The 12344-nt window shown below is 68.5% G+C and carries 13 protein-coding genes and 1 pseudogene; 4 read left to right on the top strand and 10 right to left on the bottom strand.

What is annotated here, in order from left to right; all coding sequences use genetic code 11:
- On the bottom strand, positions 1-745 hold a 745-nt coding region (locus ACZ5K7_RS46545; protein ID WP_468924383.1), incomplete at its 3' end, for a helix-turn-helix domain-containing protein.
- 322 nt (positions 746-1067) lie between these two features.
- Here ACZ5K7_RS46545 and ACZ5K7_RS46550 point away from each other — a divergent pair.
- On the top strand, positions 1068-2645 hold the full coding sequence (locus ACZ5K7_RS46550) for a site-specific integrase (protein WP_468924386.1): 1578 nt from the start codon (positions 1068-1070) through the stop codon (positions 2643-2645).
- Between the two features lie 59 nt (positions 2646-2704).
- On the top strand, positions 2705-3775 hold the full coding sequence (locus ACZ5K7_RS46555) for a hypothetical protein (RefSeq protein WP_468924389.1): 1071 nt from the start codon (positions 2705-2707) through the stop codon (positions 3773-3775).
- 22 nt (positions 3776-3797) lie between these two features.
- On the opposite strand, the pseudogene ACZ5K7_RS46560 reads toward ACZ5K7_RS46555, so the two are convergent.
- From ACZ5K7_RS46560 to ACZ5K7_RS46600, 9 genes and pseudogenes are all read right to left on the bottom strand, one after another.
- Positions 3798-4148 (bottom strand): annotated as a pseudogene (locus ACZ5K7_RS46560) (SDR family NAD(P)-dependent oxidoreductase); the annotation flags it as partial.
- A 36-nt stretch (positions 4149-4184) separates the two neighbouring features.
- On the bottom strand, positions 4185-4511 hold the full coding sequence (locus ACZ5K7_RS46565; RefSeq protein WP_468924392.1) for a putative quinol monooxygenase: 327 nt from the start codon (positions 4509-4511) through the stop codon (positions 4185-4187).
- A gap of 13 nt (positions 4512-4524) precedes the next feature.
- Positions 4525-5298, bottom strand: coding sequence for an SDR family oxidoreductase (locus ACZ5K7_RS46570; protein WP_468924395.1), 774 nt, complete (start codon positions 5296-5298; stop codon positions 4525-4527).
- A 94-nt stretch (positions 5299-5392) separates the two neighbouring features.
- Positions 5393-6373 carry an aldo/keto reductase gene (locus ACZ5K7_RS46575; protein WP_468924398.1) on the bottom strand — a complete coding sequence of 327 codons (981 nt, stop codon included), beginning with the start codon at positions 6371-6373 and terminating at the stop codon, positions 5393-5395.
- 86 nt (positions 6374-6459) lie between these two features.
- Complete coding sequence (locus tag ACZ5K7_RS46580) at positions 6460-7299, bottom strand: SDR family NAD(P)-dependent oxidoreductase (protein WP_468924401.1); 840 nt, start codon at positions 7297-7299, stop codon at positions 6460-6462.
- Between the two features lie 44 nt (positions 7300-7343).
- The gene (locus ACZ5K7_RS46585; RefSeq protein ID WP_468924404.1) at positions 7344-7673 is read right to left on the bottom strand and encodes a carboxymuconolactone decarboxylase family protein; all 330 of its coding nucleotides are present in this window, start codon (positions 7671-7673) and stop codon (positions 7344-7346) included.
- Positions 7674-7764: 91 nt separating this feature from the next.
- Entirely contained in the window at positions 7765-9021 is a 1257-nt protein-coding gene (locus ACZ5K7_RS46590) for an MFS transporter (RefSeq protein ID WP_468924406.1), read from the bottom strand.
- A gap of 80 nt (positions 9022-9101) precedes the next feature.
- Positions 9102-9983: an aldo/keto reductase gene (locus tag ACZ5K7_RS46595; RefSeq protein WP_468924409.1), complete on the bottom strand. Its 882-nt coding sequence runs from the start codon at positions 9981-9983 to the stop codon at positions 9102-9104.
- 214 nt (positions 9984-10197) lie between these two features.
- Complete coding sequence (locus ACZ5K7_RS46600; RefSeq protein WP_468924412.1) at positions 10198-11085, bottom strand: helix-turn-helix transcriptional regulator; 888 nt, start codon at positions 11083-11085, stop codon at positions 10198-10200.
- Positions 11086-11582: 497 nt separating this feature from the next.
- Between ACZ5K7_RS46600 and ACZ5K7_RS46605 the strand changes: the two genes are divergently transcribed.
- Both ACZ5K7_RS46605 and ACZ5K7_RS46610 read left to right on the top strand, forming a co-directional pair.
- On the top strand, positions 11583-11792 hold the full coding sequence (locus ACZ5K7_RS46605) for a hypothetical protein (protein WP_468924415.1): 210 nt from the start codon (positions 11583-11585) through the stop codon (positions 11790-11792).
- A 96-nt stretch (positions 11793-11888) separates the two neighbouring features.
- On the top strand, positions 11889-12344 hold the full coding sequence (locus ACZ5K7_RS46610; RefSeq protein ID WP_468924418.1) for a hypothetical protein: 456 nt from the start codon (positions 11889-11891) through the stop codon (positions 12342-12344).

The following is a 12344-nucleotide window of genomic DNA, read 5'->3' on the forward strand; positions in this document are numbered from 1 at the left end:
TCCCCCCCCCCCCCCCCCCCCCCCCCCCCCCCCCCCCCCCCCCCCCCCCCCCCCCCCCCCCCCCCCACCCCCCCTCCCGGCGGGGCCTCGGTTCCCGGTCGGGATCCTTGTGCCGACCGCCACGTTCGGCCCATTGCCGGCCCGGGTGGGGCTGGAGATTGAGCGGGCCGAACTCGTCCAGACAGAAGACGACTTCGGGCTCTTCCTCCTCGGACAAGACCTCGCCATCGGCGATCGCATACAGGTGCTCCACACGAGCCTTCTTGGCCGCGTAGTCCGGGTCGCGTGAAGTCTTCCAGGTCTTCACACGCTGAAATGAGACGCCCTCCTCGCGGAGCAGGACCCGAAGGCCCTCGTGGCTGATGTCGTCGACCACCCCCTCGGCGACCAGGAAGTCCGCCAGTTTGACCAGGCTCCAGGTCGAAAACGGCAAGCCATGCTCGGCCGGCCTGGACTTGGCGATCTTCTTGATCTCCCGGCGTTCCGGAAGGCTGAACGTCCTCGGCCGTCCGCCCTTGTACTTCGGGTAGAGCGAGTCGAACCCGTCGGCGTTGAAGTTGTGGATCACGTCCCGGACCCGGTCCGCGCTGGTGAACGTCACCTCGGCGATCATCGCCACAAGCATGCCCTGCGCGGATAACAGCACCATCTGGGCCCGCCGCCAGGTGACCACCGAACCGGTGCCTCTGCGGATGATCCGCAACAGGCGCTGCCCCTCGTCACTCCTTCGTGCACCGCACCGCATCAGTCATTTCCGTGTAGCGGACAACTCCTTCACCCCTTGCTGAACATGTCCGCCCCCGCATAAGCCAGGTAGATCGTGCCTACGTGACCTGGCATTACCAGGCGGCCGCCCGCGGTACGGCGCGGTACCGGGTCGGCGAACGAGACGACGCCGCGTACCCCGTCCGCGAGCAGGGCCTCGAAGGTGCGCGCGAGAAACCACGACTCGGAATTGCCGGGGCACTCCGGCAAAAGCACGAACCGCGAGCACTCGACTGACTGCGTGAAGGGCGGACCATCCCTATTGAATCGGCGTGTTGAAGCCGATCTGACAGGGTGGCGGGATGAGCAAGTGGCGTGTCTTCTGGGTTCCCAAGCTGGCGCCTATCGCCCCACCGCAGGCACCTGTTCTGGCAGGGTGGACTGATCTGGCGGAGCGCGAAGCGTCAACAGGCATCCGGCCCGGCGACCCGATTTTGCTGGCGCCGGACTACCGCATCGACGAGCTCCTCAGCCTGTACACGCGCAGTAGCCCCTTCCGGGGATACACAAAAGAGACGAAGCGGAACTACATCACGGACCTCTGTCTGTTCCTCAACTTTCTGTGGCAGCGCGGAAAGGTCTGGACGCAGGCGGTCGAGACGGATGTTGACGACTTCCAATTCTGGCGGCAGACGTCGCCCGAGAACCCGGTGTGGGTGGGTGGGAACAAGTGGAATCGCGAACTGGCCGCGCTGATGAACCTGTACACGTGGGCGGCGAAGCCGGGGAACGAGTTCATGCCGCGCAACCCGCTGCCGATGCATCGCGTGGTGGGGCGGCATGGGCAGATCGTCGAGGTGCCGGACGGGAAGGCGAAGGACGCCCGGGGCAGCAACGTTCACTGGCTGACACCCCGGACGTTCCGGCTCTGGGTGGACATCGGGCTGCGCGGTTACGGCACTGACGGTCTTCCCTCGCCGGGCTGGGTGGGCCGCCTGGAGGACCGCAACGTCGCCTTCGTGCGGTTGCTGACCTCGTCGGGGGTGCGGAGGCTGGAGGGCGCCTCCCTATTGACGTTCGAGGTGCCGTCACTGCGTCTGGAGGGCGGCCGTTACTACACGGGACGCCTTGCGGCGGCGGTCACGCGTTCCAAGAAGGCGCGTACCTACTACGTCGAGGCTCATGTGGTGGGCGATATCGAGAACTACATCGACTCCTCGCGCGCCGAGGCAATCCGCAAGGCCCAGGCGCGGGGCCGGTACGACGGCGTGCCGGGCATGCGGCTGGTCACCCGGGTGAGCCGGGGACCGAAGCCGACGGTGTACTGGTGCGACCGCCAGGGCGTCACGGGCCGCGTTGCGCTGACGGAGGCGACCGCGGACGAACGGATGACGTGGTACACCGAAGGCCCCGAGGGGCTGGAGCCGTTGTGGCTGTGGCTGAATGAGATGGGTCTGCCGTTCCAGCCGCATTCGTGGAACAACGTCTTCACGGCGGCGAACCGGCGGTGCCGGGCGGTGCTGGATCCGGAGCCGGAGCGTCGGCTGGACCCGCATCGCAGCCCGGCGCCGTATGCGACGCCGCATTCCTGCCGGCACAGCTTCGCCCTCTACATGCTGGTGATCCTGCACCACTTGATGGACCGGCGGTTCGGTCTGAGCCCGGAGGAGCGGCGGGACTACCGGCTGCTTTACGGGGATCCGTGGCGGATGGTGCAGGACCTGTTGGGTCATGCGTTCCTTGAGACGACCCGCGAGAGGTATCTGGGCCCGGTCGCCGACCTTCAGCTGCGGTCGCTGCTGACCACCACGCCCCCGATCGGCGAAGGGGAACGGCCGGCAGATGGGATGGATGAGGTGTTCGCGCGTCTGGCGCGGGAGGCCGAGGGCATCCAGGACATCGACGCCAAGCTGCAGGTCACCCCGCGGACGACAGGATGAACCGGCGCGGGCGTACGGCGCCTTTGCCGACAACGCCGGTGCGAAGGCCACCGGTTCTGATGGACGACGGCCTCGTCGTCGAGCACCGCGACCGATCGGGAGCCGTCGCGGTCTACGACTTCGGTACTCTGCCGGTCGAGGATGCCTTGCGCAGGTCGCTGGCCCGCCTGTTCGCCGCGCGGTGCGTGCCGAGCCGGTGGACCTCGCACCACAGCAGCAGGTACTTCTGGCTGCCCTTGCAGGCGTTTGCCGCGTACCTGTCCACGCTGGACGCACCGGTTGCCGACCTCGACCAGCTGACCGCGGGGGTGTGGCAGCAGTGGAGGCTCAGCCGCCAGAACACCCGGTTCGGCTACCGCCAGATCACCACCGTGCGGGGGCTGCTGCTGGACGACCCGCGGCTGTCCCCGGCAGCACGGGAAGCGCTCGCCCGCCGCGTCCTGCAGCCCACGGCCAAGGAAGCGTCCTTCCAGGAGGCCGAGTTCGACGCACTCGTCACCACGGCGCGGCGAATGTTCCGTGCCGCGCATCTGCGGATCACGGACAACGCCCGCCACCTCGCCCAATGGCGGTCGGGAACGTTCGCTCGCGGCAGCGATGCATGGCTGCTGGGCGAGGCGCTGGACTATTTGGCCCGAACCGGTGAGGCACCCCACGACACCAGGGTGCGTCACCAGCGTGGCCGGGTGCTCGCCCGCTATGCGCGGGTGCTGGGCGGGGAGCGGCCCGAGCACACGTGGCAGCGGCTGTTCTTGACCCGGATGGAGACGGTCGCGCTGGGGGTGCTGCTGATGGCCGAGCATGGCTGGAACCTGTCGGTGATCAACCGGTTGAAGGTGCCGCAAGCGGCCCCGGACGCCGGCAGCGACGGCCCGCGGATCTACCGGGTCGAGCTGGAGAAGCACAAGCGGGGCGCCGGACGGTACTTCGAGACCCGCAACCTCACCGACGACGGGGCCGCCTCCTCCGGGCGGCTCATCACGCAGGCGCTGGAGGGCACCGTGTTCGCCCGCGCGGCCGTACACATGCTGAGCCCCGGTACGGACCGCTTCCTGATCTGGCGCTCCGCCAGGGCCCCGCTGGAGCACCCGCAGGGCGAGAGCCGTAAGAGGTCGAGCATCGGGGGCTGAGGTAGACGAGCCGTTGGGGCGGGGTGATGAGCGCCGTGAGGAGGTACGGGGCCAGCACGTTGACCGCGAAGACGTCCGAGAGGCCGTCCTCGGTCTCTACCCGTTCTCGCCCGTAGTAGCCGACGCCGGCGTTGTGGATGACCGCGTCGAAGGTGCCCAGGTCGTTGACCTGGGCGGCGACTTCGCGGGTCTGGGCGATGCCGGCGAGGTCCCCGACGGCGACGCCCGCGTTGTCCGGGAGTGCGGTGTGTGCGTCGTGGGCCCGGGCGTTGTCGCGTGCGTGGAGCGCCACTGTGTGGCCCTGCCGGGACAGCAGTTGGGCGGCCATCAGGCCGAGGCCGTCGGTGGAACCGGTGATGAAGATGCGAGCCATGAGTTTTTCCTGACGGGTTCGGACCCCGACCAGTCGCTAGTCCGGGTCGCTGACCCGATTGCTGGTGGCGACCTTGAGGGGTACGTCGAGCAGCGGGAGCAGTTGCTCGACGACCTTCGTCACGTTCGGGTGCTCGGCGTGTTCCGCGACCGCCTCGGCCGAAGCCCAGCCGTCGACGATGTAGAAGGTGTCGGGCTCGTCCGACTGCTGGTAGAGGTCGTAGTAGACGCATCCGGTCTCGGCTCGCGCGGGGCCCACGAGTTCCAGCAGGAGTTCCTCGACCCTGGCGCGGTGGGCTGCCTTGCCGCGTACCTCGCAGATGATGTGGCGCTCTGCCGACTTGGCGGTGGTCATGTCGGTCATGTGGATTCCTTCGTCAGTTCTGGCCGGCGTAGACGCGGGTCATGCCGCCGTCCACGACGAGGTCGACGCCCGTGATGTAGCGGCTGCTGTCCGAGGCGAGGAAGACGAGGGCGTCGCCGATGTCCTCGGCCGTGCCCACGCGTCCTGCCGGGATCTCCTTGGCGACGCGCTCGACGTAGGCGGCGATGTCCTCATCGCTCAGCTTCTGTTCGTGGCTGTAGCCCTCGGTGGGCACCACTCCGGGGCTGATCGAGTTGACCCGGATCCCCCGGTCCTTGAGGTCCGTCGTCCAGCTGCGGGCGAGGGAGCGTACGGCAGCCTTCGACGACGCGTAGACGGCGAACCCGGGCAGCCCCATGTCGGCGGTGATCGACGCGTTGAGGACGATGGACGCGCCGTCGCGCAGGACGCCCAGCACGCTCTGCACCGTGAGGATGACGCCCTTGATGTTGATGCCGAGCTCGCTGTCGATCTGCTCCTCGGTCAGCTCGGCGAGGGGCATGGCGTGTCCACCACCCGCGTTGGCGAAGAGTATGTCGAGGTGGCCGCGCGCCGCCTTGATCGTTTCGGCGACACGAAGCATGTCGGCCTTGCTGGTGACGTCGGCCTGGATCCCGGTGGCGGACGCGCCGAGCTTCTCCGCGGCGGCGTCGAGCACGTCCTTGCGCCGGCCCGTGATGTAGACCGTGGCGCCCTCTTCGATCAGACGCTTGGCAGCGCCGAAGCCGAGTCCGGTCGTGCCGCCGGTGACCAGGGCGATCCGCCCCTTGAGTGCCTGCGTTTCCATGTGAACTTCTCCTGATGGGTGGGGCCTTCCCGACGAAGCGCCTCGAACGACGCTCCAGCGCTTCGTCAGGAAAGGGCCAATGGGAGCCGGTGGCTTACCGGTTGATGGTCTTCTGCTGCGCTGCGGTGTACCGCTCGCCCTTGATCTGCACCTGGGCGACGGCCTCTTCGATGCGCTTGAGGTCCTCGGAGGTCAGTTCCACGCTGTCGGCGCCGATGTTCTCTTCGAGGCGGTGCAGCTTCGTCGTGCCCGGGATCGGTGCGATCCACGGCTTCTGTGCCAGCAGCCACGCGATGGCGGTCTGGGCCCGGGTCGCCTGCTTGGCGTCCGCGATCTCGCCCAGCAGCGCGATCAGCGCGAGGTTGGCCTGGCGGGCCTCTTCCTCGAAGCGCGGCAGGACGTTCCGTACGTCGTTGGCCTCGAACTTCGTGTCCTGGCTGATGGCGCCGGTCAGGAAGCCCTTGCCGAGCGGGCTGAACGGCACGAAGCCGATGCCCAGTTCCTCCAGCGTCGGCAGGATGACCTCCTCGGGCTCACGCCACCACAGCGAGTACTCGCTCTGCAGGGCCGTGACCGGCTGTACCGCGTGGGCCCTGCGGATGACGTCCACACCGGCCTCGGAAAGGCCGAAGTGCTTGACCTTGCCCTCCTGAATGAGTTCCCGGACCGTGCCCGCGACCTCCTCGATCGGCACGTCGGGGTCCACCCGGTGCTGGTAGAAGAGGTCGATGCGGTCGGTCTGCAGGCGCTTGAGGGACTGCTCGGCGACGATCCGGATCCGTTCCGGGCGGCTGTCCAGTCCCGCCGTGGGGTTGCCGTCCTTGAACCCGAACTTGGTTGCGATGACGACCTGGTCGCGCACCGGCGCAAGGGCCTCGCCCACCAGCCGTTCGTTCGCTTCCCCGTACCCCTCGGCGGTGTCGAAGAGCGTCACACCGCGCTCAGCGGCGGCCCGGATCAGCTTGATGGCCTGACCCGTGTCCGCGGCCGGGCCGTAGCCGAAGGTCATTCCCATGCAGCCGAGTCCGATCGAGGACACTTCGAGGCCGCTGTTTCCCAGTTCACGCTTCTTCATGGTGGTTCTCCTTTCGAGTGGCCGCGGGCGAGGACGCCCTGGCCGGTGTGGGTCCTGATGGTGGGTGAGGTGTGCCGGGCGCCCGGTCAGGCCGCGTCGTCGTGGGCCAGGTACCAGCCCAGCTCGCGTGATGCCCCGACCTGCGCCAGCAGCTCTTTGGCCCTTGCCTCTACGGCGGTGATGGCGTCGGCGCCGGCCACGAACCGCGCCGGCGGCTCGTCCTGTTCGGCGACCTTCACCAGGGCGACGGCCAGCTTGGCCGGGTCGCCGGCCTGGCGGCCGTTCATGGACTTCCAGCCCTCGATCTGCGCCGCGGTGCTCTCGGCGTAGTCGTCGACGATCCGCTCCGGCCAGGTGGTGGAGACGTCCACCAGCAGCTCGGTGCGGAAGAAGCCGGGCTCCACGGTCGTGGTGCGGATCCCGAAGGGGGCCACATCCAGGCGCAGCGCCTCCATCCAGCCCTCCACGGCGAACTTGGAGGTGGTGTAGGCGGCACAGAACTCCTGGCCGACCAGCCCGGCCAGCGAGGAAATCGTCATGATGTGCCCGGCGCGCTGCTCGCGCAGGACGGGCAGCACGGCGCGGGTGACGTTCATCGGGCCGAAGACGTTGGTCTCGATCTGCTGCCGCATCTGCTGCGGAGAGACGACCTCGAAGTAGCCGGCGAAGAAGTTGGCGGCGTTGTTGACCAGGACGTCGATCCGGCCGAACCGCTCCGCAGCCGCGCGGACGGCGGCCTCGGCGGTGTCGGGGTCGGTGAGGTCCAGGGTGGTGGCCAGCAGGTTGTCCGACTCGCCGAGGGCCTTGACGACGTCTTCGGGGCGGCGGCCGGTGGCGACCACCCGGTGGCCGGCGGCCAGGGCCTGGCGGGCGATGTCCACGCCCAGCCCGCGGCCGGCACCGGTAATGAAGAAGACCTTGCTCATAGGGGTGTTACTCCAGACGGAGTTGCAGACGCGTGGGCGCGGGGTCAGCCCGCGTCGGCGTTCTCGACGATGTTCTTCAGCTGGGTGATCGCGGACATCGCGTTGGGCCAGCCGGCGTAGAACGCGATGTGGGTGATGGCCTCGACCAGTTCCTCCTTGGTCACCCCGTTCTCCAGGGCCCGGGGCAGGTGGAAGGCGAGCTGGTCGGCGCGGTAGAGGGCGACCAGGGTGGCGACGGTGATCAGGCTGCGGTCCCGCTGGGACAGGCCCTCACCCGCCCACACTTCGCCGAAGAGGACGTCGTCGGTGAGCCGGACCAGTTCGGGGGCGAAGTCGCCGAGCAGCTTCTGCGCGGCACTCTGTCCTTCAGCCATGGCGTTTCATCCTTTGCAAGTGTTTGATCTGTTACGAAACGTAATCAGCCGCGATGGGGGCTGCGATGGAACACCCGGTGGCGTCCCGTACTCAGGCCGCGACGCGGTGGGCCTGAGCCTCGTGCGAGGTCTCCTCGTCCGCCGCAGGCAGGGACACCCGCGGCATGGCGGTCCGGGTGGCGCGTATCGCGGCGAGGACGAGCAGGGGAATCAGGCCCAGGCCGGCCATGACCGCGCCGACCACCTCCGGTCCGGTCACGCCCAGCGAGGTGTCCAAGGTCGTGCCGGCCAGCCAGGAGACGAGGGCAATTCCCACGTTGAAGGCCGAAACCGTCAAGGCAGCGGCAAGGGCGGGCGAGGAGTGTCCGAAGCGCACGGACAGCGGGGTGGCGATCGACGTGATGCCCAGGCCCGTCACGCCCAGGAGCACCACCAGGACGACGGTCGCCACGGGGCTCGTGGACAGCGGGATCAGCAGGAGCAGCACCAGCACCGAGGCGACGGAGGCGGTGATGAACGTGGCCAGCGGCCTGCGGTCGCCGAGGCGCCCGGTGATGTTCGTGCCCAGCAGGGCGCCGACGCCGAAGCCGACCAGGACCAGCGGTACGGCTCCTTCGGAGATCCCGGTCCGCTCGGTGAGCAGCGGAGAGATGTAGCTGTACGCGGCCATGAAGCCACCCGTGACGAGCGCGGTGGCCGCTAGGACCAGCCACATACGGCCATGGCGCAGTACGGCGAGCTGGGAGCGGACGGAGGGTGTCACCTCGGCGCGTTCCTCGGCGGGGATGAACCGGCCGATGACCAGGGCGGCCACGACCGCGAGGGCGGCCAGCGCCCAGAACGTGCCACGCCAGCCGATCGCCTGACCGACCCAGGAGCCCAGCGGAACACCGGCCACGATGGCCAGGCTCATGCCGCTCATCATCACGCCCATGGCGCGGGAGGCGGCGGCCGCACCCGCGGCGGAGGTGGCCACGACCGAGGCGACGGAGATGAAGGTGCCGGTGGCCAGCGCGGTGATCACACGGGCCGCGAGCACGACGGTGAAGGAGGAGCTGAGTGCCGCGATCACGTGGCCGACGGCGAAGACGGCAAGCGCCAGGACCAGGGTGGAGCGCCTGGGCAGGCGCAGCGTGGCGATCGAGATCGTGGGTGCGCCCACGATCATGCCGACCGCGAACGCAGTGATCAGCAGGCCGGCCGTGGAGACGCCGACGCCGAGGTCGGAGGACACCTCGGGCAGGAGGGCCGCGATGATGTACTCGCTGGTGATCATCAGGAAGGTGCCGAGGGCGAGTAGCGGGACGACGAACGGCAGCTTGGCGGGCTTTTCTCGGTGAGAGGACATGCGGAGGTAGAGCCTTTGCTGAATGTGGGGGGTGAAACAGGGGGGCCGGGGCGCGGGAGCGGCCGGGTGCCGGCGCCGGTTCAGCCGAAGGAGTCGGCCTTGATGCTGTCCGGGTCGGGGCCGCCGCGCAGGCCGGTGTCGAGGGCGTCGACGGCGGCCGTCTCGTCGGCGGTGAGCGCGAAGTCGAAGACGCCGATGTTCTCCGCGATGCGGTGCGGCGTGACAGACTTCGGGATCGCGGACAGGCCGTGCTCGATGTGCCAGCGCAGCACGATCTGCGCGGGGGTCTTGCCGTACTTCGCGGCGATCCGAGTGATGGCCGGGTCCTGCAACGGGCTCCTGCCCGCGTGCGGGGCGTCGGGCCAGTACAGGTTCACCGCGCCGAGGGGAGACCACGCCTGGGTGACGATGCCGAGGCCGGCATGCGCCTCGCGCAGTTCGCGCTGGATGAAGTACGGGTGCAACTCGACCTGGTTGACCGCCGGCACGACGTCGGTGCGCTCGATGAGGTCGTCGAGACGCCCGGGGCCGAAGTTGGAGACGCCGATCGCCCGCACCCGCCCGTCGGCCAGCAGCTTCTCCGCCGCCTTGTACGCGGCGACCGTGGAGTCGAACTCGGACGTGTACGGGAAGTGCAGCAGATACAGGTCAAGGTATTCCAGGCCCAGCTTGCCGAGGCTGGTGTCGAAGGCACGCAGGGTCGCGTCGTGGCCGAAGTCGGAGAGCCACAGCTTGGTGGTCACGAAGACCTCGCCGCGGTCGACGCCGGAGGCGACGATGCCCTCGCCGACCTCCTTCTCGTTGCCGTAGACGGCGGCGGTGTCGATCAGCCGGTAGCCGTCCTGGAGCGCGGTCGTGACCGCGGTGGCGGTCTCCTCCGGCGGGCTCTGGAAGACGCCGAGGCCGAGCGCGGGCATCTGCACGCCGTTGTTCAGCGTGATCATCGTGCTCTTGCCAGTCATGGTGGTCCTTGCATGAGCGGGGACGGACCGATACGGGGTCCGATATCGGCCGGCCCCTGAAGCGGGGCACTGACCATGCAACCGGGAACCGACACGATGAGGGAGTCTCCGCTGTGAGGGGTAATGGCAGGGACCCCCAGCGGTATATGCGCAGGCCAAGGCCCCGCCCATGCTGCCGGCGGCAGCCGGAGATGGCGGGGCCGTGGAGGTCGGTTCAGCTCCCGGAGTCCGCCTCGGCGGCCTGGACATCCGCGGCCTCGGTCGTGGCGGACCAGCTCGCCAGCAGTTTCAGAGCGTCCTCGGCCGCGGAGCCGGGGGCCGCGTTGTACAACGCCACGACCAGACCCGAGCCGTCCGGCAGGTTCATCGATTCGAAGTCGAGCTCCAGCTCGCCGACGACCGGATGCCGAAGGCGTTTCGTCCCCTCATGGAAGACATGCACGTCGTGGGCGCCCCACATCACACGGAAGGCGTCACTGCGGGTCGACAACTCACCGATCAGGTTCGACAGCTCCCGGTCGTACGGGTTCTTGCCCGCCTCGATCCGCAGCGCGCCCACAGCACCCTTGGCGATGCGTTCCCAGTCGACGTAGAACCGCCTGGCCGCGGGGCTGAGGAACACGAACCGCACGGTGTTCGCCCCGCAGACCGGGTCGGCGTACATCTCCGAGAACAGCGCGCGACCGAGCGGGTTGGCGACCAGAATGTCGAACCGGTGGTTCTTCACGAACGCCGGCATGCCCGGCATCCCGTCCACGATGCGCTGCACGCTGGGCCGCACCGCCGGCCGGGCAGTCCGGCGCCGCACCCGGGCGGGCGTCGTGTTCGCCGCTCGGGCCAGGTCGTACAGGTGCGTGCGCTCCGTGTCATCAAGCCGCAGGGCCTGGGCGAGCGCGTCCAGGACGCCGTCGGAGACACCGCTGAGATTGCCGCGCTCCAGCCGCGTGTAGTACTCGACGCTGACGCCTGCGAGCGTCGCGACCTCGTTCCTACGCAGCCCGGTCACCCGGCGTTGGCCGTACACGGGCAGACCGGCCTGCTCGGGCGTGATCTTGCCACGGCGAGACTTCAGAAACGCACTGATTTCGGCGCGGTTGTCCATGAGGCCAGGGTAGGTTCGCCGCACACGGACTGAGAGACCCTGTCATTACCCCTCACAGCAGTAACCCCCAGCGCCAGCCCCTTCCGGTTGGGTGGAGTCGCAGGTCAGAGGGGTTCGCCGATGGTTACCTCCCCGCCCCCAGGCGGGATGTGGATCACGGAAACGGGACCGCGCAAGCCGACGGACCTTCCGGACGAGTCGCCACCACAGTGCAGAGGAACACCATCCGCCCGGCTCCGGACATCGAAACCCCCTGGAAGCCGACCAGCAACAGCGGCGTCTGAGGCAGCCGACCAACCAACACGCTTCCAGGACGCCTCAGCCCCCAAGGAAGCCGGTGTGACGGTCTTCGGCGGTGAGCGCCGCGTCCCCGGGCTGCGCCGCGAGGAGGTCGCCCAGCTCGCCGGCGTGAGCACCGCTTGCTACACCCGGATGAAACGCGGGAACCTGCGCGGCGTCTCCGAGAGCGTCCTGCGCTCACTCGCCACACCCTGCGCATGGACGAAGCCGAGATCCAGCACCTGTTCGACCTCGCCCGCGCCGCCTCCGACGGCACCCGGGCGCGCCGTGCCAAACCCCAGCCGACGCGGCTGCCGCAGCGAGCGACTCACCCAGCAACCGAGCTCAACACGCTGAACTTGACAGGGAACTCCTTCTATGCACCGAGAGCAGTCATTGTCGCAGCGCACAGTATGTGCGATCAGTGAGTCGATGCGTTGATGGACTGGACAGTCTCCTCCGAGTCTCGATGGGGCCTGAATCACGTCTAGCCTGAATTCAGTCCACACCGTAAAGTGTGCCGCATGGACATCAAGACCGAACTCAACAACTTTCTCGGTGAGAAGCGTGCCCTGGTCGATGCGATCACGCGAGAGTTCCGTGCTGGCACACCGGCCAAGACGATCGCCCGGACCGTCTCCCCGGCCTTCAGCCGCGACCAGGTGACGCAGTACCTGGCCGCCGTCGCGCTGCACGACACGGCACGCAAGGCGTTGGCGGAGGCGAAGCTCGAACTGGTCGACGTGCGCGTCACCGGTATCGACGCGCCACGGGAGGCTCTCTTGAACGTTGCCGCCGACCCCGCTGAGACGCCCGACTACACAGATCTGCCGACCCGAATCCGGGCCGCTCTGAAGGACTTCCACATCACCCTCGAGCTCCCCCAGGGCGAGCATGACGAGGTCACCGATGACCTGATCGACAGCTTCCTTCTCGAAGGGGATCCAGTGCGTCTGATCAAGCTGAAGCCGCGTACCTGA

This window comes from Streptomyces sp. NPDC031497 (genome assembly GCF_055580905.1).

What these genes read in the sequence shown, in the direction of transcription:
- ACZ5K7_RS46595 (WP_468924409.1), bottom strand. Translation starts at nt 9,983, where the DNA reads ATGACTGGCAAGAGCACGATGATCACGCTGAACAACGGCGTGCAGATG.
- ACZ5K7_RS46605 (WP_468924415.1), top strand. Translation starts at nt 11,583, where the DNA reads ATGGACGAAGCCGAGATCCAGCACCTGTTCGACCTCGCCCGCGCCGCC.
- ACZ5K7_RS46610 (WP_468924418.1), top strand. Translation starts at nt 11,889, where the DNA reads ATGGACATCAAGACCGAACTCAACAACTTTCTCGGTGAGAAGCGTGCC.
- ACZ5K7_RS46550 (WP_468924386.1), top strand. Translation starts at nt 1,068, where the DNA reads ATGAGCAAGTGGCGTGTCTTCTGGGTTCCCAAGCTGGCGCCTATCGCC.
- ACZ5K7_RS46585 (WP_468924404.1), bottom strand. Translation starts at nt 7,673, where the DNA reads ATGGCTGAAGGACAGAGTGCCGCGCAGAAGCTGCTCGGCGACTTCGCC.
- ACZ5K7_RS46565 (WP_468924392.1), bottom strand. Translation starts at nt 4,511, where the DNA reads ATGACCGACATGACCACCGCCAAGTCGGCAGAGCGCCACATCATCTGC.
- ACZ5K7_RS46555 (WP_468924389.1), top strand. Translation starts at nt 2,705, where the DNA reads ATGGACGACGGCCTCGTCGTCGAGCACCGCGACCGATCGGGAGCCGTC.
- ACZ5K7_RS46570 (WP_468924395.1), bottom strand. Translation starts at nt 5,298, where the DNA reads ATGGAAACGCAGGCACTCAAGGGGCGGATCGCCCTGGTCACCGGCGGC.
- ACZ5K7_RS46580 (WP_468924401.1), bottom strand. Translation starts at nt 7,299, where the DNA reads ATGAGCAAGGTCTTCTTCATTACCGGTGCCGGCCGCGGGCTGGGCGTG.
- ACZ5K7_RS46575 (WP_468924398.1), bottom strand. Translation starts at nt 6,373, where the DNA reads ATGAAGAAGCGTGAACTGGGAAACAGCGGCCTCGAAGTGTCCTCGATC.
- ACZ5K7_RS46600 (WP_468924412.1), bottom strand. Translation starts at nt 11,085, where the DNA reads ATGGACAACCGCGCCGAAATCAGTGCGTTTCTGAAGTCTCGCCGTGGC.
- ACZ5K7_RS46590 (WP_468924406.1), bottom strand. Translation starts at nt 9,021, where the DNA reads ATGTCCTCTCACCGAGAAAAGCCCGCCAAGCTGCCGTTCGTCGTCCCG.